The sequence below is a fragment of the Acinetobacter sp. YH12131 genome, assembly GCF_013418635.1.
Taxonomy (GTDB): Bacteria; Pseudomonadota; Gammaproteobacteria; order Pseudomonadales; family Moraxellaceae; genus Acinetobacter; species Acinetobacter towneri.
In genome coordinates, this window is the sequence record NZ_VPBQ01000010.1 from 24,895 (window position 1) to 46,270 (window position 21,376).

The window sequence follows — 21,376 nt, forward strand, 5'->3', positions numbered from 1 at the left end:
ATTTGTATGCACACTTCCACCACCAGTACCGCAATTTTAGAACCTTGGACTGCCGAACAACTCAAACAGGCAACACAGGGTTATTGGTTCAATGGGCAAGCACCGCAAGGCGAGATTAAACGTATTTTAACCGATTCACGTCATGCCGAAGCAGGCGATGCCTTTTTGGCTTTAAAAGGTGAGCGTTTTGATGCGCATGATTTTGTGGCACAAGTAGCGACTCAGGGCTGTTCTATGGCAATTGTCAGCCAGCCTGTAGACGCAGATATTTGCCAATTGGTTGTGCCTGATACCCGTTTAGCTTTAGGACACTTGGGCGCATTTCGTCGTCAGCAACATCCTCAATTAAAAGTGATTGCGTTAACAGGCAGTAGCGGTAAAACCACCACTAAAGAAATGCTCGGTAGTATTTTGTCACGTTTGGCACCGACTTTAATTACCCGTGGCAACCTGAATAATGACTTGGGTGTGCCGATGATGTTATTGGAGTTGAATGCTAGCCATCAATATGCAGTGATGGAATTGGGCGCCAGTCATCAAGGTGAAATCGATTACACCTCAAACTTGGTGCAGCCGCAGGTGGCAGGCATTATCAATATTGGTACTGCGCATTTGGGTGAGTTTGGTGGGCGTGATGGTATTTGTCGGGCCAAGTCTGAAATTTATGCACATATTGCCTCGCAAGGTACAGCGATTGTCCCTGCTGCCGATGATTTTGCCGAACAGATTCAGCAAGCGGTTCAGTCAGAACAGCGTCTAAGTTTTGGTGAAGGCGGTGATGTGTTTGCGACAGACATTCAGCTTCAGCCACAATCAGCAAGTTTTTGTTTAAATACCACGCATGGTGTGCGTCAGATTCACTTGCCATTTGCAGGTGAACACAATGTACAAAATGCCACGGCTGCTGCCGCTTTTGCACTGGCAATTGGTGTAAGTTTAGATGATATTGTCGCAGGCTTGGAGCAGGCACAAGGGGCAAAAGGTCGTTTGAACTTTATTCAGCAAGGCACGCATTTATTTATTGATGACACCTATAATGCCAATCCAACCTCTATGCGTGCTGCAGGCGAAGTCCTTGCACAGCAAACAGGTGTGCGGGTTATGGTGATCGGTGATATTGGCGAACTGGGCAATAGCGCAGCACAACAGCACTATATGTTGGGGCGTGATTTGGTGTCTATTCGTGGCATCAACTTTGTGGTGGCAGTTGGTGAATTTGCACCAGCGACCCAAGAAGGTGCACGTAGTACCCAATATGGAAAAAAATTACAGGCTTTTGTCACTCAAGAACAAGCCTTGCCGTTTTTAATTGATCTGGTAAAAACACATCAACCTCAGTCCATGAGTTTCCTGTTCAAAGGTTCTCGTTATACCCATATGGAAACGTTGATGGCTGCATTGATGGAGAAAATTTAAATGCTGTTATGGTTATTTGAACAGCTTGCGGGCTATCACAGTTCGTTTCAAGTGGTTCGTTATTTAACATTACGTTCATTACTGAGTGTATTGACTGCACTTGGCATTGGCTTGGTGCTTGGCCCTGTGATGATTCGTAAACTGCAAGCATTGAAATACGGTCAAGCAGTCAGCTCTTATGCACCCGAAGGGCATGCCAAAAAAATGGGTACGCCAACCATGGGTGGTGTATTAATCCTGCTTTCCATTGGTATTTCGACTCTATTATGGGCAGATTTATCTAACCCTTATGTCTGGATTGTACTTGCGGTCATGGTGATCTTTGGCGCTGTAGGCTGGGCGGATGACTGGATTAAAATTCGCTACAAAGACAATGCTGGCTTGCCAGCACGTAAAAAGTTCTTCTGGACTTCGGTGGCATCGTTAGGGGCAGGTATTGCGTTGTATGTGATTGCAACCCAACAGCCAAACCCTGCGCAAACTGCAGATATGCTGGATGTCTTGATCCCATTCTTTAAAGATTTCAGTATTCCATTGTCACTGATTCCATTGGGTATAGGTTTCATTATCTTTACCTATTTAGTTATTAATGGTGCCTCAAATGCAGTTAACCTGACCGATGGTTTAGACGGTTTGGCGATTATGCCAATCGTGCTAGTTGCAGCAGGTTTGGGTGTATTTGCCTACTTGGCGGGGGATGTTCGCTTTGCAGATTATTTACATATTCCTTATGTGAAATATGCCTCTGAACTGGTGGTGATCTGCGCAGCAATGATTGGTGCTGGCTTGGCATTCCTGTGGTATAACGCGCATCCTGCACAAGTGTTTATGGGCGATGTGGGCGCACTGTCTTTGGGGGCAATGCTGGGTACGATTGCTGTAATGGTACGTCAGGAAATCGTCTTTGCGATTATGGGCGGTGTATTTGTAGTGGAAGCCATTTCAGTATTCCTGCAAATTGGTTCACTGCGTATGCGCAATAAACGTGTCTTTTTAATGGCGCCGTTGCATCACCACTACGAAAAGAAAGGCTGGCGTGAAACCCAAGTGGTGATTCGCTTCTGGATTATTACAATTATGCTGGTGGTTTTAGGCCTAATGACCTTAAAATTACGCTAAGCCAAAAGAACCGAAAAACCTTGAAAAGTCGGCACCTGCCGACTTTTTTATGCCGCCTGCTTTGGAGAAAATCATGAATCTGCTGATGTGTCCTGTGTGTCGTCAGGTCTTACAACTGCATGACAGAACGTGGCGCTGTGCCAGCAACCACAGTTATGATGTCGCGAAACAAGGCTATGTCAACTTGCATGTCGTGCAGCATAAACACAGTAAAAACCCAGGAGATACACCTGTTTCGGTACAGGCACGCCGTGCATTTTTAAGTGCAGGGCATTATGCGCCCTTGCAACAGGCGGTGGTGCAAAAAATTCGTGCCTTACGCATCGAAAATTTGTTGGATATTGGTTGTGGTGAAGGTTATTACACTGCTGCCATGCAAGGCGAAGTGTTGCAGTGTGTCGGGGTGGATATTGCCAAGAATGCCGTACAAGTAGCGGCAAAATTGAATTCCGCAGTGACTTGGGTGGTGGGGACAGGAGCAACCTTGCCTGTTTTGGAGCATTGTATTGATTTATGTACCAGCCTGTTTAGCCCAATTCCGCAACAGGAAATTTTACGGGTTTTAAAACCACAAGGTTATTTGCTAGTGGTGACGCCTGCGCCTGAGCATTTATTGGCGATGCGTCAAGCTTTGTTTGAAGAAGTGAAGCCGCATGAACCTGAAAAATTTATCGCTCAATTGCAAGATGACTTTGATTTAGTCGATGCTAGCGTGGTGGAAACGCCGTTACAGCTCAATCAAAACGATTTAAATCATTTAATTGCTATGACACCTTATGCTTACAAAGCCAAAGCAGAGCGTCGTCAGACCTTGGAACAACAAACCCAATTTGATGTGACAGCACAGCATCAAATTTATCTGTTTCAGAAAAAGTAAGTTTGAGTGCTTCTGTCAAACTCATACTTTTGAAAAACTGACTGTCAGTAAAGTTTAAGTTGTACCCATAAAAAAGCCCTTATTTTTGTAAATGAGGGCTTTTTTCTGACTACTTGTCTGCGTTTATAAGACTTCGTCAATTAAGTTTTCTAAAGCATCGGGAGCAGGTTTAGGTGCTGCATTTGGTTTGGCAGGGCTGTTGTTTGGCGCGTGCATGGCAGGCGGTGCAGCGTTTTCAGGAATTAATACCTCATCGCCTGGTAAATCGTCAAAATCTCGCTCAGGCGCACGTGCTGGCGCAACAGGTGCAGGTCGATACAGTGGACGTGCCAATGGCGGTGAAGCACGATAATCCTGCTTCTGTTCTGCATTCATTTGATTGAGTTCACGTTGTGGCGCTTTGGCTTTGCTGTCTAAACTGACCCATGCTTCAGGTGTGCCTTTAAGTGCATTGCCCATAAAGTCTGTCCAAATTGGCAGCGCTGCAACCCCCCCATATTCACGACGTCCTAAAGTTGTTGGTTGGTCAAAGCCCACCCAAGCCACAGTCACCAGTTTGCCGTTGAAACCTGCGAACCAAGCGTCTTTTGCATCGTTGGTGGTTCCTGTTTTACCGCCAATATCACCACGACCAATTCTGAGCGCAGCACGTCCAGTACCATGTTGAATTACGTCACGTAAAATATTGGACATATCATACGCCGAGCTAGATTTTAAAATACGTTGTGCCTGTTTGTACTGACTACGCTCTGCCAATAATTGTGGATCCTGTTCAGCTTGTGCCAGTTTTTTATTGGTCACTTCAATCACTTCATCATCTGGTGTGGTGGCTTCGGCGCTTTCAGTCGTTTGTTCTTTGGAATTAATACAAGCAATACACGCATATTCAGGATTGGCTTGATAAATCACCTTGCCATAAGCATCTTCAATACGGTTAATGAAGTGCGGTTGAATACGGTAACCACCGTTGGCAAAAGTGGCATAGCCCGTTGCCATTTGAATAGGCAAAACTTGTGGTGTACCCAATGCAATGGTGTAGTTACGCGGAATCTGATCTTCCTGCAAACCAAAATCCATGAATAGTTGGCGGGTACGCTCAATACCGACTTCTTGTAATAAGCGTACCGAAACCGTGTTACGAGATAAATAGAGAGCACGACGTAACGGAATCATGCCTAAATGGCGACCATCGGAGTTACGTGGTGACCATTTACCAATGGTGATTGGACTGTCATTGACCATGGTGTGTGGCGTCATACCACGCTCTAAAGCCAGCGCATATACAAAAGGTTTGATGGTGGAACCCGGTTGACGCCAACCTTGTAAAGTACGGTTGAACTTAGATTGATAGAAGTTGTATCCACCGACCAACGCTTCAATGGCGCCATTATTCGGGTTAATTGCGACCAATTGACCTTGCACTTTCGGTACTTGTACCAATGACCAAGCGGTTTTATTTTCATTTGGACGTAAACGGACAATATCTTTGACTTTTACAATCTGTGCCGCACGACTTGGCGCATTGCCTACACTGTTGGCATTGCGATAGGGGCGCGCCCAAGACATACCTGACCATGGTACAGTAACTGTTGTGCCATCTTGCATTAACGCTTCAAAAGAATTATTCAGCACTTTGCTGACTTGCGCAGGGTAGGTGTTGGCATAAGCACGAAACTCATTCAGCGGTTTGTCGTGTGCCTCTGCACCACGCCAGCCGTGGCGACGGTCATAGGCTTCTAAGCCTTCTTGTACCGCCTGTTCTGCATACATCTGACGTTTGCTGTCTACCGTGGTGTAAACTTTATAGCCCGAATCAACCGCTTGTTCGCCAAATTTACTAACCAGTTCAGCACGCACCATTTCACCAATATACGGATGTTTATTGCTGATGCTGCGGTCTGGCATATCTAAATTAATGGGTTCAGCAATGGCTTTTTGGTATTCATTTTGGTTGATATAGCCCAGTTGCAGCATACGCCCCAAAATCCAGTTACGACGTTCTAAAGCACGCTCAGGATTCACCACTGGATTGTAGCGTGAAGGTGCTTTAGGTAAGCCTGCAATCATCGCCATTTGTGCAATCGACAGTTCTTCTAGGCTTTTGTTGTAATAAATTTTGGCAGCTGCCGCGATGCCATAGGCATTTTTACCCAAAAAGATTTTATTGACGTATAAAGTCAAAATTTCTTCTTTGCTCAGGTTCTGTTCAATTTTACGCGCTAAAAAGATTTCGGTGAGTTTACGCTTTAAAGTACGATCAGGGCTGAGATAATAGTTTTTTGCCACTTGCATGGTAATGGTTGAGCCGCCAGTTTGCACATTGGAGCCTGTTACCGCCTCGCTCAACGCGCGCCCTAAGCCTTTGAAGCTAATCCCACTGTGTTCAAAAAAGGCAGAATCTTCTGCAGCTAAGAATGCAAAAATGAATTTTTCAGGAATATGTTCATAATCGACAGGCACAGAAAGCTTGCCGCCATACTCGGCAATTAGCTCATTATCGGCACTATAAACCTGTAATGGTTTTAATAATGGCGCTTTTTTTAAGGTGGTCATTTCTGGCAAAGATGGGGCAATATAGAGATACATGCCATAGAAACCCATCGGTATTGCGACCAAAATTATAATTATGATCAAAAAAAATGGATGAACACGACCCGAACAAGATAGCTTTTTCATAACAAGTGCGTTTTAATAAGCGCTAATAGCAAACTAATTGCTGGTCAGTATAGCGAGTAGATTTACGGATTGTTAGATGAATTATTGTATCCGTAAAAAATTATAGACCAGCGCGGATTAGTAGGTTAAATTTTTTTGGGGATAAAAAAATAATAGGAATGGTACTATTGTGCGTAGGTTATATCGTAAGCCAAGTAAGGGGTTAATAGGTGTAGATATTAGTTCTACTTCTGTTAAGTTATTAGAACTCTCTGTTAAGAATGGTAGATACTGGGTCGAGAGCTATGCGCTGGTCCCACTTCCAGAAGGCAGTGTGGTTGAAAAAAACATTCTCAATCCAGAAGCAGTCGGGGATGCGCTTGAACGTGCATTGAACTTAGCAAACACGCAATCTACATCTGCAGCATTAGCAATTCCAACCTCAATGGTGATTACCAAAATCATTGAAATGGATGCAGATATGACTAGCGATGAGCGTGAAGTTCAAATTCGTATGGACGCCGAGCAATATATTCCATTCCCATTAGATGAAGTCAGCCTAGACTTTGAAGTCCAACCAGACCGTTTAGCCAATCCAAACCGAGTCAATGTGTTACTGGTGGCCACCCGTTTAGAAAACGTGGAAGCACGAGTTGAAGCATTGGATTTAGGTGGATTGACCGCCAAAATTGCTGATGTTGAAAGTTTTGCAATTGAAAATGCCTTTAAAGTGTTCTCCGATACCCTGCCAATGGGTGTGAACACAATTGGTATTCTAGACATTGGTCACACCATGACCACATTGTCGGTGCTGCAAAATAACAAAATTATTTACACTCGTGAGCAAACCTTTGGCGGCAAACAGCTGACTCAAGAAATTCAAAACCGTTATGGTTTATCGTATGAAGAAGCAGGACGTGCGAAAAAAAGCCGTACTTTGCCAGATGACTACGATGTAGAGGTGCTCGAACCGTTCTTAGAAGCGGTGGTGCAACAAGCGGCACGTTCATTGCAGTTCTTTTTCTCATCTTCACAATTTAACGAAATTGATCACATTTTATTGGCAGGGGGGAATGCCAATATTCCAGGTCTTGCGAAGTTGTTGCAGCAAAAACTGGGCTACCGTGTGACCATTGCCAATCCATTCTTACAAATGGGCTTCTCTCCACAAATCGACATTAAAAGAATTGAAAGTGATGCGCCGTCATTGATGGTGGCATGTGGTTTAGCAATGAGGAGTTTTGATTAATGGCAAAGATTAACTTACTCCCTTGGCGCGATGAGCTAAGAGAAAAACGTAAAAAAGAATTTATTGTATTTTGTATTGCAGCGGCTGCTGTTGGGGTGTTATTGGTGGCTTTGGCGTGGTTCTTCTACAACGCGAAGTTACAAGATCAAGAACAAGCCAATCAATTGGTGATCAGTACCAACCAAAACCTAGATGTACAATTAAAATCTTTAGAAGGCTTGCAAGAACAGCGTAATGCTATTGTTGAGCGCATGAAGCTTATTCAGGGCTTACAAAGTCAGCGTCCAATTGCCGTGCGTTTGGTGGATGAATTGGTGCGTGTGACACCAAGCAATATGTACTTAACCAAAGTGAGCCGTACAGGCAATAAATTCACTTTTGAGGGCAAGGCTGAAAGTCCAAATACGGTGGCTGAATTCTTGCGTAATTTGGAAGCATCGCCGTGGTATCGCAATGCATTTATGAATTCATTCTTAGCTAAAGAAGAAAATAAAGATAAAGCACCAAGCTCTGTGGTTCCTCGTGTAGAGGAAAGTTACGGTACTTTTGTAGTGACTTCAGATTTAGAAGAAATTGCAATTCCAGTAACACCAACAGAATCTAATTCAACATCAGCAGCGGGGGCAGCACAATGAGTCTCGATGAATTTGATGAAGTAAATCAGGATGCTGCTGTTGCTCCGAAAAAGAAAATGACCGTTGAAAAGTTTTTTCAACAGTTCAATACCCTAGATCCTAACAATTATGGTGCTTGGCCACTTTCGGTCAAAATTACCTGCTGGATTTTTATTATTTTCCTGATTCTAGCTTTAGGTTACTTTGTCGTAATCAAGCCAAAGTTAGATGCCATTGCAGCAGCACATACACAAGAACAAAACTTGTTAAATGAGTTCCGTGAAAAAGATTCTAAATTGCGTAATTTGCAGCAATACCAAGCGCAATTACAAGAAATGGAAGCGAACTTTAACCAACAACTTGAACAATTGCCAAAAGAAACTGAAATTCCAGGTTTAGTTGAAGATATTAACGTCACAGGCGTGAATTCAGGTTTGAAGTTTAAAAACATTCGTTTAGAGAATGAAATTAAACAACAGTTCTTTATTGAACAGCCAATTTCAATTGAAGCGACAGGCGATTATCATGCCTTTGGTTCATTCGTAAGCGGTACAGCAGCATTGCCACGTATTGTGACCATGCACGACTTTGAAATTGTGGCGACTGAAAATAAAGACAAGAAAACCGATATTCCGCAAGTAACCTATAAAGCGCAAGCAAAAACTTATCGTTATGTCGGCAGTGCAGATGCACAAACCGCGGGTAATGCTGGAGGAGCGAAATAATGAAAATTGAAAAGCTTTCGTTGGCTCTGATGGCAACTTTGTTGATGGTGGGATGTGATTCACGGATTGATGCAGTCAATGCACAAATGGCTGAAATTCGTAATCAGCCACCACTACCCATTGAACCTGCACCTGTGTTTGAGCCTGCACCAACCTTTAACTATGCAGCACACCAGCTCAAAAGCCCATTTATGCCAAGTTCATTGGCGGCAGAGCTTAAAATTATGGCAGGGAAGCGCGTTTATCCGAACCTTGCTCGCCAGCTACAACCACTGGAAAATTACGCACTTGAGTCACTGACCATGAAAGGCAGTATGCGTCAAAATGGTCAAATTTTGGCATTGATTCAAACACCTGATGGTGAAATTGAGCGTATCCAGCGTGGTAGCTATATGGGGGTAAATCATGGTCGTGTGGTGAATATTACACCTACACAAATTGATTTAATCGAAATTATTCCAGATGGTCGTGAAGGTTATGTAGAACGTCCAAGAAGTTTAGTTTTAATTGGGCCTGCGCCATGAATTAAAGGAATAAAAATGAATAACAGTGTGAAAGATTTTATTTTTGGGGATGGTAATACAATGAACAATTTGTTCCGTCAGTTTTCAATGGGCGCAGTCGCAATGGCAGTGATGCAAGTTGCCAATGCCCAAGTCAGCATTACCAACATCGTACCCATGCAAATTCCGGGACAGGGCACCGAAATTCGTGTCATGTTTAATGGTTTGCCACCTCAACCTGCAGCATATCAGCTGGAACAACCTTCCCGCTTGATTTTAGATTTTGATAAAGCGCAACAAACGCTTAAGCAAAACAGCGTTGCAGTCGCGACCAAAGAAGCCAGCTCTGTAGAGGTAAGCTCAGATGCACAGCGTTCACGTTTAACTGTGAACTTGGCCGATGCGGGCGCATTTACCACGCGTGTTGAAGGCAACACCTTTATTTTAAAAATCAACTCAACAACGGCAACCCCTGTGGCTGCCGTGACTGCCCAACGTAGTGCGCAAGGTGTATCCAATATTGGTTTCCAGCGTGGCGGTGAAGGCGAAGGTCAGGTGGTGATTGATCTACTCGGTAGCAATACGCCTGTAGATGTGCAGCAGCAAGGCAGCAAAATTGTGGTACGTACTTTAGGCAATAAAGTACCTGCACATTTAGCACGTCGTTTAAATGTAAATGACTTTGCAACACCTGTATCGACCATTGATGCACACAATGATGGCAGCAATGGCGTGATTACTATTCAAGCTGCAGGCAGCTATGAATATATGGCATATCAGGCAGAAGACAAGCTAACCATCAGCTTAAAACGCCCTGTCGATAAAAACCCGTTTAAACCGCGTGCAGCGCAAAGCTATACAGGCAAAAAGATTTCACTGGATTTCCAAGACATCGAAGTGCGTCGTGTATTGCAGTTATTGGCTGATTTCACAGGCATTAACATGGTGGCAGCAGACACTGTGCAAGGCAACATTACCTTACGTTTAAAAGATGTACCTTGGGATCAGGCTTTAGATATTATCCTGAAAACCAAAAACTTAGATAAGCGTCGTAATGGCAACGTGATTTGGATTGCACCTGTTTCTGAATTGATTAAAGCCGAAGAAGAAGAAGCCAAAGCGATTGCGCAAAGTGTGAAACTGGCGCCACTACAAACTGAATATATTCAATTGAACTATGCCAAAGCGGCAGATATTGAAAAACTAATTACGCAAGGCAAGAATGCATCACGTGGTGGTTCAAATACCAATACAGGTACTGATCCATTAGGCGATAGCGTTGGTAGCTTGTTGAGTCCACGCGGTACAGTGTCGGTAGATCCACGTACCAATACCTTAATCATCAACGATACATCGGCAAAAATTGATCAGATTCGTCAAATGATTGATTTGCTAGATGTGTCTGTGAAGCAAGTGATGATTGAAGCACGTATTGTTCGTGCAACCACAGATTTCACCAAAGAAATGGGGGTGAAGTGGGGCATCTTGTCACAAGGGATTACCAACAATAATCACTTGTTGGTGGGTGGTAGTGACACGACCTTGTGGAACTTGCGTGAACCAGAAAAAGATGATGATATGGGTGGTTGGAAGTATGAAATTGAACGTCCGCAAAACCTGAATGTCGATTTAGGAGTGACCAGTGCAGGTGCTAGCCGCATTGCCTTTGGTTTAATCAGTTTGTCTGACTTTATGCTAGATTTGGAATTGTCTGCATTACAAGCCGATGGTTACGGTGAAGTGATTTCGACACCAAAAATCCTGACTGCAGATAAGCAAAATGCCAAAGTAGCATCGGGTACGCAAATTCCGTATCAATCTTCTGAGGGTGGGGGTGTCAATGCTGTATCGACCACCGAATTTATTGATGCGACTTTAAGTCTGGATGTGACTCCAAGTATCACACCTGATGGTAAAGTTCAAATGCAATTAAATATCACCAGTGACTCACCAGGTGCAGCAACACCTACAGGTCAGCTCACCATTAACAAGAACGCCGTGAATACCAACGTTTTGGTGGACAATGGTGAAACTGTAGTCTTGGGGGGTATTTTTGAGCAACAAACGGCTAACTCTCAAACCAAGGTTCCATTCTTGGGCGATATTCCTTATATCGGACGTTTATTCCGTAAAGATGTTAAGTCGGAAAACAAACGTGAGTTGCTGATTTTTGTTACACCACGAATTGTTAATGACAGTGTTTCAAGAAATCATTAATATATTTTCAATTTAAACAAAATTTATAGGTGACTCCTTGCTAAGCAAAGAGTTTGACACCCTACCAAATATCTATTTGGTAGGGCCGATGGGGGCAGGCAAAACCACTGTAGGACGCCATTTGGCGGAATTGTTAGGGCGTGAATTTCTAGACAGTGATCATGAAATTGAACGCAAAACTGGCGCTACGATTCCTTGGATCTTTGAAAAAGAAGGTGAACAAGGGTTTCGTAGTCGTGAAACAGCGGTTATTGATGAGTTAACCACACGGCATAAACTTGTACTTGCTACAGGTGGCGGTGCGGTGACTCAAGCCCCGAATCGAGACTTCTTAAAACAACGTGGTATTGTTGTTTATCTGTATACCCCTGTCGAAATTCAACTTCAGCGAACCTATCGCGACAAAAACCGTCCTTTACTTCAAGTCGAAAACCCCGAACAAAGATTACGTGATTTGCTTGCAGTGCGTGATCCGTTGTATCGTGAGGTGGCACATTATATTATCGAAACTAATCAGGGTGCTGCGCGTGATTTGGCGCAAAAAATCTTAAATACGATTGTTTCAGAGCAAATATCTTAGGTAGAAAGCGACTTTTTCATGCAGACTTTACACGTTGAACTTGGCGATCGCCGTTACCCAATTTTTATTGGCAGTGATCTTCAGCCCCAAGAATTACTTGCACCTTATATTAAAGGTCAGCAAGTCATGATTGTGACCAATACCACGGTTGCACCTTTGTATTTAAATCACTATGTGACGGCTGTTGAAGCACTGGGCAAGAAAGTGGCAACCTGTATTTTGCCTGATGGAGAAAAATACAAAGATATTCAGCATCTCACCCTTATTTTTGATGCCTTGCTGGAAGCTGGTTTTAACCGTGATTGCACCGTGCTGGCTTTAGGCGGTGGTGTGATTGGTGATATGGCAGGTTTTGCATCGGCAAGTTTCCAACGTGGCGTGTATTTTATTCAAGTACCAACAACCTTATTGTCACAGGTGGATTCCAGTGTCGGTGGTAAAACAGGGATTAATCACCCACTAGGCAAAAATATGATTGGTGCATTTCAGCAGCCACAAGTGGTGTTGGCAGATATGTCTCAGCTGAATACCTTGCCTGAGCGTGAACTGTCTGCAGGCTTGGCTGAAGTCATTAAATATGCGCTTTTGGGTGATGTCGAGTTTCTAGAATGGCTTGAAACGCACATGGAAGCATTAGTGGCGCGTGATCCTGCTGTACTGGCAGAAGCGGTATATCGTTCATGTGCACATAAAGCGCGTATTGTTGCCAATGATGAAAAAGAGCAAGGTGAACGCGCTTTATTGAATCTTGGGCATACTTTTGGGCACGCAATTGAATCTTATTTGGGTTATGGTGAATGGTTACACGGTGAAGCTGTTGCGACAGGGATGGTAATGGCAGCCGATTTATCACAGCGTATGGGCTGGATTTCTGCCGAAGATGTAGAGCGTACAAAAAATATCATTTCTCGCGCCAATTTACCGATAGTATGTCCGCAAATTCCACTGGATCAGTTTTTGGCTTATATGGCACACGATAAAAAAGTGCTGAATGGTCAATTACGTTTGGTGCTCATGAAGCAACTGGGTCAAGCCATCATCACCAAAGAGTTTGACTTAGAATTGATGAAACAGGCGATTATAGCCAATCAAGCATAAAAGGCAGCATATGACAGCACTGCGTACACACTGGCAAAAAATTCAACAGTCAATTTGGTTGCTGGGCGCGGTGCTGTGTTTATTGGCGGCACTGATTTTTTGGGCGGTGACAGACCGTGAAGAACAGGTTGAAATTGAAAAACAACCAGAGTCTGAAATTGAATTACAAATTCAACCCGAGAAGGTTGCTGCAACCACCTATTTGGGTGGCTTGCAAGAAGAAGTCAGACCTTTGGAACTCACCACGCGTTTAACGGCTTCTGGTTTGCATGAGGCTGAGTTTCGCGGTACTAAATTTATTCAGGAACAAAAAAATAATAGCACGATTGAACTGTTTCGGGTCAATGATGAAAACATCATTAAAAGTTTTATTAAAAAGCAAACAGATCGGAGCAAGCTGTTTTATATCCGTTTAAGCGGTGAGGGGCAGGCTGAACAATATGTGATGTTATATGGCAGTTTTGGCAATAAACGCGACGCTGCACAGACTTTGACCGCATTGCCATTCAAATTTCCTGAAACGATTCAGCCTGTTGTGGTGCAATTTGCTGACTATCGTCCTTATGTCAATGATTTAGGGGCGGATGAAATGGGGCTGAGCACTAAGCTATATGCGGTAAATTTACGTCCAGCAGCTGTGCCTAAAATAGATGAAAGTGCTTTGGCACGACCACCTGCAACCACAACGACTGCACCGACTACGCAGGCAGTTGCACCGCAAAATAGTACCACCAGCACTACAATTACCCGCCGTGATCAGGAGGGTAATGTCGTTGATGTACAAAAATCACAAAGTGGTACAGCACCTGCTCAGCCAGATGCACCTGAACCTGAAGTGCGAGATCCTTTTAACTAATCATAAACACTTCCAATATTCTTTTAGCTCAAGTCGAGTCATTCAAATAGCTACTTGAGCTTTATCCTTTTTGTCTATTATTTGCATTGAGCTATTTTGGCTCAATTGCACCAATTTGATCTAAAAAAATTATTCTTCTCACTAAAAAATGCGTTCTAAAATGGAGCAGCATGGTGTATAAAAAAAATGAAATGCACAAAAATAGTGCGAATTTGACTTAAAAATGTGATCTGATTTTACATTTTTAGGATTAAAGCTGAGATTTGGCTCATGTGCGAATAAAAAATAAAGTTGGCATTGTTTTTGCTTTTATTGGTGCGTGAATTGAGTTGTTGTCCCTATTTTGGCGCAAAAAAGATTCAATGATTGTGCGAAACTGTCAAATTTGCCTGCTACATTAAAGTGTAAAAGTTGCGTAAATGATGAATCGGTCACTCAGGCTTTTTAATCGGTATTGATTGAAATAAATGTGTGACATTTCATTTACCCAAGGTTGATGTTTAGAGTTGTAAATTGAGTTAAATCGCAAAAACAGATTGTTTAATTGGCCCAATTGGGCAAGTAAAAGAAGGGTACGCTATGCACATGCCATCGCCTAATACTGTAGCTCCCGCTCAAGGTTTATACCAACCGGATGAGTTTAAAGATAACTGTGGTTTCGGTTTAATTGCCCATATGCAGGGTGGTGCAAGCCATGATCTCGTCAAGACTGCCATTCATAGTTTAAGTTGCATGACCCACCGTGGTGGTATTGCTGCAGACGGTAAAACGGGCGATGGATGTGGTTTGCTGTTGGCGATGCCAAAGCAATTTTTCCGCGAAGAAGCAAAACGCTTAAGTGACATTACTCTGAGCGAAATTTTTGCAGTGGGTACAGTATTTCTGAACCTCGACCCTGCCTTAGCGACACATGCTAAAAATATCCTGACCAAAGAAATTGAAGCAGAAGGCTGTAAAGTATTGGCTTGGCGTGTGGTGCCAACCAATAATGAGGCATTGGGCGAAATCGCCATGCAGTCTTTGCCTGCTTTTGAGCAAATTATTGTCAATTGCCCATTGGGTGTGACTGAAGTTGAATTTAACCGCAAATTATTCTTGGCGCGTCGTCGTGCCGAGCAGCAATTGACTGCCGATCCATATTTTTATGTGACCACGCTATGCTCAACCGTGATCAGCTATAAAGGTTTGATGATGCCTGCAGCGATTGCAGACTTTTATACCGATCTTGCCGATGAACGTCTGGAATCACATATTGTGGTGTTCCACCAGCGCTTCTCGACCAATACTTTGCCACGTTGGCCGTTGGCGCAGCCTTTCCGTTACTTGGCACACAATGGTGAAATCAACACCATTACCGCCAACCGTAACTGGGCGATGGCACGTACCCCTAAATTTGAAAATCCATTATTGCCAGGTTTGACAGAGCTAAACCCAATTGTAAACCGTACAGGTTCAGACTCCTCAAGCTTAGACAATATGCTGGAAATTCTGGTGGGTGGCGGAATGGATTTATTCCGTGCCTTGCGCATGTTAGTTCCGCCTGCATGGCAGAACGTCGAAACCATTGATGCCGATTTACGCGCTTTCTATGAATTTAACTCTAAACACATGGAAGCGTGGGATGGCCCTGCAGGTTTAGTGATTCAGGATGGTCGTCATGCCATCTGTATGTTAGACCGTAATGGCTTACGTCCTGCACGTTGGGTGATCACTAAAAATGGCTACATTACTTTGGCCTCTGAAATTGGGGTGTGGGGTTATGAGCCTGAAGATGTAATTTCTAAAGGACGTGTTGGTCCTGGTCAAATTTTGGTGGTGGATACCTTTACTGGCAAAGTGCTCGATACGCAGGATGTAAATAACCATCTGAAAAGAATGCGTCCTTATCGTGAATGGTTACGTGAAAATTCAATCCGTTTACAAGGTAGCCCAGAGCTTGAAGAATATTTGTGTGATCAGGGTTTAAAAGGTGATGCCTTAAAAGCTGCACAAAAAATGTTTATGGTGACCTTTGAAGAGCGTGATCAATTATTGCGTCCAATCGCAGAAAGTGGTCAGGAAGCCGTTGGTTCCATGGGTGATGATACGCCAATGGCAGTATTATCACGTCAGGTACGCCATGTGTCGGATTATTTCCGTCAGCAGTTTGCGCAGGTGACCAATCCACCGATTGACCCATTGCGTGAATCGATCGTGATGTCTTTGGAAACCTGTTTAGGGCGTGAACAAAACGTATTTGAGCAAGGTCCAGAACATGCAGACCGCTTGATTATCTCAAGCCCTGTGTTGACCAACTCCAAAATGCACCAAATTCGCACTTTGGGCCGTAAAGGCTATGAAATTGCCGACATCGACCTGAACTATGCCGAAAGCGAAGGTTTGCAAGCTGCAATTCAACGGATTTGCGAAACTGCTGCACAAGCGGTGCGTGAGGGTAAAACTTTATTGGTACTCACCGATAAAAAAATCCGTGAAGGTTACTTGCCTGCGAATGCGGTCATGGCGACTGGTGCGGTGCATCACTACTTAATACAAGTCGGTTTACGTACCGATGCCAACATTATTGTGGAAACAGGCTTTGCCCGCGATCCGCACCAATTTGCAGTATTGCTCGGTTTTGGTGCAACTGCGGTGTATCCATATTTGGCTTATGATGTGATCAATGATTTGATTGCCAAAGGCGAGTTGTTGGGCGACCCTGTCTATGCACAAAGCAATTTCCGCAAAGGCATTGAAAAAGGCTTGCTCAAAGTTCTGTCTAAAATGGGGATTTCAACTGTCGCATCTTACCGTGGTGGTCAGTTGTTTGAAGCGGTTGGCTTATCTGCCGAAGTGGTGAATACTTGCTTTATTGGTGTACCAAGTCGTATTCAGGGTGCAACCTTTGCCGACCTTGAAAATGATCAGAAAAAACTAGCAGACACTGCATGGAAATCACGTAAGCCGATTGATCAGGGTGGTTTGCTGAAATTTGTATTTGGCAAGGAATACCATGCCTTTAACCCAGATGTGATTAATGCCTTACACAAAGCGGTGCGTTCAGGCAATTATGCAGATTTTAAAGAATATGCAGAAATCGTAAATAATCGCCCAATTGCTACCATTCGTGATCTCTTTAAATTGAAAACAGACCATTCAATTGCCTTAGATCAAGTTGAATCGGTCGAGCAAATCCTGCCACGTTTTGACTCTGCGGGGATGTCTTTGGGTGCGTTGTCACCAGAAGCACATGAAGCAATTGCGATAGCCATGAACACCATTGGTGGGCGTTCAAACTCAGGTGAGGGTGGTGAAGACCCTGCACGTTATGGCACGATTCGTAACTCGAAAATCAAACAGATTGCTTCGGGACGTTTTGGGGTAACACCTGCTTACTTAACCTCTGCAGAAGTGTTGCAGATTAAAGTGGCGCAGGGTGCAAAACCAGGCGAGGGTGGTCAGTTACCGGGTGGTAAAGTGAATGGCTTGATTGCACGTTTGCGTTACTCTGTGCCAGGTGTAACTTTGATTTCACCACCACCACATCACGATATTTATTCGATTGAAGACTTGTCACAATTGATTTTTGATTTAAAACAAGTCAATCCACAAGCCATGGTATCGGTCAAGTTGGTATCTGAACCAGGCGTGGGGACCATTGCAGCAGGTGTAGCCAAAGCCTATGCCGACTTCATTACCATCTCGGGCTATGATGGCGGTACAGCAGCATCGCCACTGTCATCTATTCACCATGCAGGTTCGCCGTGGGAGTTGGGTTTAAGTGAGGCGCATCAGGCATTACGTGTGAATGACTTGCGTGGCAAAGTTCGTGTGCAAACCGATGGTGGCTTAAAAACTGGTTTAGATGTGGTGAAAGCGGCAATTTTAGGTGCGGAAAGCTTCGGTTTTGGTTCAACCCCAATGATTGCCTTAGGTTGTAAATACTTACGTATTTGCCACTTAAATAACTGTGCAACTGGGGTAGCGACTCAACAAGATCATTTGCGTGAGGAACACTATATTGGTGAACCACAAATGCTGATCAACTTCTTCACTTTCATTGCGGAAGAAACCCGTGAATGGTTAGCTGCACTGGGTGTTGCTAGCTTGAAAGACTTGATTGGTCGTACCGACTTACTGGAAATTTTACCAGGTGAAACTGAAAAACATGCACATCTTGATTTAAGTGCCTTGTTAGAATCACACCCTGCGGCAGAAGGCAAAGCGCAATACTGTCAAGTTGAAGGCAATGCACCATTTGATAAAGGCGTCTTGGCTGAAAAAATGATTGCAGAGATGTTGCCTGCAATTGAAGCAGGTACAGGTGGCGAATATTACTTTAATGTGAGCAACTGTGACCGTTCTATTGGTGCACGTATTTCAGGTGAAATTGCGCGTCGTTATGGTAACTTGAGCATGGAACATCATCCTGTCAAAGTGAATCTTACAGGTACTGCAGGGCAGTCTTTAGGTGTTTGGAATGCAGGTGGTTTGCATATCAAACTTGAAGGTGATGCCAATGACTATGTGGGTAAAGGCATGGCGGGTGGACGTATTTCCATCTTCCCACCAAAAGGTTCGCCATTCCAAACGCAGAATACGGCCATTATTGGTAATACCTGCCTCTATGGTGCAACTGGTGGTAAATTATTTGCTGCGGGCACTGCGGGCGAGCGTTTTGCGGTGCGTAACTCGGGCGCGTTTGCGGTAATTGAAGGTGCAGGCGACCACTGCTGTGAATATATGACTGGCGGAATTGTCACGGTATTGGGCAAAGTGGGACACAACTTTGGTGCGGGTATGACAGGTGGGTTTGCCTATGTACTGGATTTGGATAATGACTTTGTAGATCGTTACAACCACGAACTGATTGAGCTGAATCGTATTTCGACTGAAGCGATGGAAGAACATAAAGCATTCTTAGGACGTATTTTAGATGAACACATTGCTGAAACAGGCAGTGCGTGGGCGTATAAGATCCGTCATGAGTTTGATTTCTATAGCCGTAAATTCTGGTTGGTAAAACCAAAAGCTGCCAACTTGCAGACTTTGTTGAAAACCACCCAAGCAGATCCACAATAATCCACGACTCAGCATTCGGCAGATGTGGATAACTTTCGACTTATACCCAGTGTAAATGTCGCGTTATCCACATCCACCTACGGAGAAAGACATGGCAGAACGCCTACATAATGACTTTCAATTTCTGGATGTAGCACGCCAAGATCCAGAGAAAAAAGATCTCGATGTCCGCAAAAATGAGTTTGTGGAAATTTATAAACCGTTTACTGCAGAAGTAGCGGCCAATCAGACCCATCGTTGTTTGGGCTGTGGTAACCCGTACTGTGAATGGAAATGCCCTGTGCATAACTACATTCCGAACTGGCTTAAACTGATTTCGGAAGGTCGTATTTTTCAGGCGGCAGAATTGTGTCATCAAACCAATACCTTGCCTGAAGTTTGTGGACGGGTTTGTCCGCAAGATCGTTTGTGTGAAGGCGCATGTACTTTAAATGATGGTTTTGGTGCAGTCACCATTGGCAATGCCGAAAAGTACATCAACGATACTGCTTTTGCCTTGGGTTGGCGTCCAGATATGTCGCATGTGAAATGGACCGATAAAAAAGTGGCGATTATTGGTGCAGGCCCTGCAGGTTTAGGCTGTGCCGATATCTTGGTGCGTAATGGAGTCAAACCTGTGGTCTTTGACAAACGTCCTGAAATTGGCGGTTTGCTTACCTTTGGTATTCCAGAATTTAAAATGGAAAAAGACGTAATGAAACGCCGCCGAGAAATTTTTTCGGGCATGGGGGTTGAATTCCGTTTAAATACCGAAATTGGTACAGATATCACGATTGAACAATTGCTTGCAGATTACGATGCCGTGTTCATGGGCATGGGCACTTATACCTATATGAAAGGTGGATTTGCTGGTGAAGATTTAGATGGTGTTTATGATGCGCTGGATTTCTTGATTGCCAATGTCAACCGTTGCCAAGGCTGGGAAAAAGACCCTGCAGAATACATCAGTGTTGAAGGCAAAAAAGTGATTGTACTGGGTGGTGGAGATACTGCCATGGACTGTAACCGGACTTCTATTCGTCAAGGTGCACAGGAAGTTACTTGTGCCTACCGTCGTGATGAAGCCAATATGCCAGGTTCACGTCGTGAAGTGACCAATGCCCGTGAAGAAGGGGTGAACTTCTTATTTAACCGTCAACCCATAGAAATTGTTGGTGAAAATGGTAAAGTCACAGGTGTGAAAGTGGTCACCACGCAATTGGGTGAGCCCGACAGTCGTGGTCGTCGTAGCCCAGAACCTGTGCCAGGTTCAGAAGAAGTTTTAGCTGCCGATGCGGTATTGCTCGCTTTTGGTTTCCGTGCCAGCCCTGCAGATTGGTTTGCCTCTGCCAATGTTGGGGTAGACGGTTCAGGTCGTGTGGTGGCAGCAGAACAGCAAACATTTAAGTTCCAAACGTCTAACCCGAAAATTTTTGCAGGGGGTGACATGGTGCGTGGTTCTGATTTGGTCGTGACTGCAATTTGGGAAGGTCGTCAGGCGGCAGAAGGTATTTTAGATTATTTAGAGCTCTAAACGAGTTTATTTTGCTTAGATCTTGAAAGGGCTGAGTTTTAAGGAATTCAGTCCTTTTTTAATGGATATTTTATCCAGCTCATCTTCATGTGGAATGTATTGCCATTTCTGATTCATATAAGGTTTAAGAGCTGAAACTTCAATATCAATTTAATCTGCTATACAAGGTTATTTTTTGATGCAAACAGTCTGGTGATATCTCCGATTAAACAAAATACACAAACAGGTCAGAATTTCACGTTAGAATGAAATCATTTCAAACAAGTACAAAGATAAGTTAGAGGTTAATTTATGAATTTCACAAAAAAAACCATGCTCGCAGTGGCTTTAACCAGTACTTTGACTTTAAGCGGCTGTGGCTATAACACCTTACAAGTGAAAGATGAAGCCGTGACTGCTTCTTGGTCAGAAGTCCAAAACCAATATCAACGCCGTGCCGATTTAGTGCCAAACTTGGTGAATGTAGTCAAAGGCTATGCCAAACACGAAGAACAGGTATTAACTGAAGTCACTCAGGCACGTGCCAATGTCGCAGGTTTAAAAGTGGATAAGTCGGTATTAGAAGACCCTGCGTTATTCCAGAAATATCAGGAAGCACAGGCGCAAATGACCAGTGCCTTGTCGCGTTTAATTGCCGTGTCTGAAAATTATCCAGACTTAAAAGCCAATGAGCAATTCCGTGAGTTACAAGTACAACTGGAAGGCACAGAAAACCGTATTGCCGTGGCACGTAACCGTTACATCAGCACAGTGCAAGACTTTAACAGCTATGCACGTCAGTTCCCGCAAGTGATGACCGCAAAAGTCATTGGTATGGACACCAAACCAAACTTCAGTGCCGAACAAAGCGCACAAACAGCACCGAAAGTTTCGTTTGAATAACGACTAGGAGG

General features: G+C 43.9%; 15 protein-coding genes. 14 read left to right on the forward strand and 1 reads right to left on the reverse strand.

The genetic code is table 11. The features are described 5' to 3' along the window. The first annotated feature begins 6 nt into the window (after positions 1 to 6). From murF to FTU66_RS08680, 3 genes are all read left to right on the forward strand, one after another. Positions 7 to 1,416, forward strand: coding sequence for a UDP-N-acetylmuramoyl-tripeptide--D-alanyl-D-alanine ligase (gene murF, locus FTU66_RS08670; protein WP_180112656.1), 1,410 nt, complete (start codon positions 7 to 9; stop codon positions 1,414 to 1,416). Next, positions 1,417 to 2,535: a phospho-N-acetylmuramoyl-pentapeptide-transferase gene (mraY, locus tag FTU66_RS08675; protein ID WP_168418907.1), complete on the forward strand. Its 1,119-nt coding sequence runs from the start codon at positions 1,417 to 1,419 to the stop codon at positions 2,533 to 2,535. 73 nt (positions 2,536 to 2,608) lie between these two features. Beyond that, the gene (locus FTU66_RS08680; protein WP_180112657.1) at positions 2,609 to 3,412 is read left to right on the forward strand and encodes a putative RNA methyltransferase; all 804 of its coding nucleotides are present in this window, start codon (positions 2,609 to 2,611) and stop codon (positions 3,410 to 3,412) included. A gap of 123 nt (positions 3,413 to 3,535) precedes the next feature. Here the strand turns inward: FTU66_RS08680 and ponA are convergent, their stop codons facing one another. Further along, positions 3,536 to 6,088 carry a penicillin-binding protein PBP1a gene (gene ponA, locus FTU66_RS08685; protein ID WP_180112658.1) on the reverse strand — a complete coding sequence of 851 codons (2,553 nt, stop codon included), beginning with the start codon at positions 6,086 to 6,088 and terminating at the stop codon, positions 3,536 to 3,538. A gap of 169 nt (positions 6,089 to 6,257) precedes the next feature. Here ponA and FTU66_RS08690 point away from each other — a divergent pair, with 169 nt between their 5' ends. The 11 genes from FTU66_RS08690 (at position 6,258) to FTU66_RS08740 (ending at position 21,365) form a co-directional block, all read left to right on the forward strand. After that, the gene (locus FTU66_RS08690) at positions 6,258 to 7,316 is read left to right on the forward strand and encodes a pilus assembly protein PilM (RefSeq protein ID WP_179991402.1); all 1,059 of its coding nucleotides are present in this window, start codon (positions 6,258 to 6,260) and stop codon (positions 7,314 to 7,316) included. Beyond that, a complete protein-coding gene (locus tag FTU66_RS08695; protein WP_004974461.1) occupies positions 7,316 to 7,951 on the forward strand; it encodes a PilN domain-containing protein in 636 nt (211 codons plus the stop codon). Before FTU66_RS08690 ends, FTU66_RS08695 begins: the two co-directional genes overlap by 1 nt. Then, a complete protein-coding gene (locus tag FTU66_RS08700; RefSeq protein WP_180112660.1) occupies positions 7,948 to 8,655 on the forward strand; it encodes a type 4a pilus biogenesis protein PilO in 708 nt (235 codons plus the stop codon). The genes FTU66_RS08695 and FTU66_RS08700 overlap by 4 nt, the downstream gene beginning before the upstream one ends. Next, a complete protein-coding gene (locus FTU66_RS08705; RefSeq protein ID WP_179997195.1) occupies positions 8,655 to 9,179 on the forward strand; it encodes a pilus assembly protein PilP in 525 nt (174 codons plus the stop codon). Before FTU66_RS08700 ends, FTU66_RS08705 begins: the two co-directional genes overlap by 1 nt. Before the next feature lie 60 nt (positions 9,180 to 9,239). After that, entirely contained in the window at positions 9,240 to 11,375 is a 2,136-nt protein-coding gene (locus FTU66_RS08710) for a type IV pilus secretin PilQ (RefSeq protein ID WP_180112696.1), read from the forward strand. Positions 11,376 to 11,412: 37 nt separating this feature from the next. Next, positions 11,413 to 11,955 carry a shikimate kinase AroK gene (aroK, locus tag FTU66_RS08715; protein WP_004974468.1) on the forward strand — a complete coding sequence of 181 codons (543 nt, stop codon included), beginning with the start codon at positions 11,413 to 11,415 and terminating at the stop codon, positions 11,953 to 11,955. Positions 11,956 to 11,973: 18 nt separating this feature from the next. Next, a complete protein-coding gene (gene aroB / locus FTU66_RS08720; protein WP_180112662.1) occupies positions 11,974 to 13,053 on the forward strand; it encodes a 3-dehydroquinate synthase in 1,080 nt (359 codons plus the stop codon). A gap of 10 nt (positions 13,054 to 13,063) precedes the next feature. Further along, positions 13,064 to 13,909 (forward strand): hypothetical protein, encoded by an 846-nt coding sequence (locus FTU66_RS08725; protein WP_180112664.1) that lies wholly within the window; start codon positions 13,064 to 13,066, stop codon positions 13,907 to 13,909. Positions 13,910 to 14,494: 585 nt separating this feature from the next. Beyond that, positions 14,495 to 18,970, forward strand: a complete 4,476-nt coding sequence (gene gltB / locus FTU66_RS08730; RefSeq protein WP_180112665.1) for a glutamate synthase large subunit — start codon at positions 14,495 to 14,497, stop codon at positions 18,968 to 18,970. A 91-nt stretch (positions 18,971 to 19,061) separates the two neighbouring features. Beyond that, entirely contained in the window at positions 19,062 to 20,483 is a 1,422-nt protein-coding gene (locus FTU66_RS08735) for an FAD-dependent oxidoreductase (RefSeq protein WP_180112666.1), read from the forward strand. A gap of 291 nt (positions 20,484 to 20,774) precedes the next feature. Beyond that, positions 20,775 to 21,365, forward strand: a complete 591-nt coding sequence (locus tag FTU66_RS08740) for a LemA family protein (RefSeq protein WP_096901276.1) — start codon at positions 20,775 to 20,777, stop codon at positions 21,363 to 21,365. Positions 21,366 to 21,376: the final 11 nt, after the last annotated feature.

Coding starts and splice junctions, on each gene's coding strand:
- murF (WP_180112656.1), top strand. CDS start 7: ATGCACACTTCCACCACCAGTACCGCAATTTTAGAACCTTGGACTGCC.
- mraY (WP_168418907.1), top strand. CDS start 1,417: ATGCTGTTATGGTTATTTGAACAGCTTGCGGGCTATCACAGTTCGTTT.
- FTU66_RS08680 (WP_180112657.1), top strand. CDS start 2,609: ATGAATCTGCTGATGTGTCCTGTGTGTCGTCAGGTCTTACAACTGCAT.
- ponA (WP_180112658.1), bottom strand. CDS start 6,088: ATGAAAAAGCTATCTTGTTCGGGTCGTGTTCATCCATTTTTTTTGATC.
- FTU66_RS08695 (WP_004974461.1), top strand. CDS start 7,316: ATGGCAAAGATTAACTTACTCCCTTGGCGCGATGAGCTAAGAGAAAAA.
- FTU66_RS08700 (WP_180112660.1), top strand. CDS start 7,948: ATGAGTCTCGATGAATTTGATGAAGTAAATCAGGATGCTGCTGTTGCT.
- FTU66_RS08705 (WP_179997195.1), top strand. CDS start 8,655: ATGAAAATTGAAAAGCTTTCGTTGGCTCTGATGGCAACTTTGTTGATG.
- FTU66_RS08710 (WP_180112696.1), top strand. CDS start 9,240: ATGAACAATTTGTTCCGTCAGTTTTCAATGGGCGCAGTCGCAATGGCA.
- aroB (WP_180112662.1), top strand. CDS start 11,974: ATGCAGACTTTACACGTTGAACTTGGCGATCGCCGTTACCCAATTTTT.
- FTU66_RS08725 (WP_180112664.1), top strand. CDS start 13,064: ATGACAGCACTGCGTACACACTGGCAAAAAATTCAACAGTCAATTTGG.
- gltB (WP_180112665.1), top strand. CDS start 14,495: ATGCCATCGCCTAATACTGTAGCTCCCGCTCAAGGTTTATACCAACCG.
- FTU66_RS08735 (WP_180112666.1), top strand. CDS start 19,062: ATGGCAGAACGCCTACATAATGACTTTCAATTTCTGGATGTAGCACGC.
- FTU66_RS08740 (WP_096901276.1), top strand. CDS start 20,775: ATGAATTTCACAAAAAAAACCATGCTCGCAGTGGCTTTAACCAGTACT.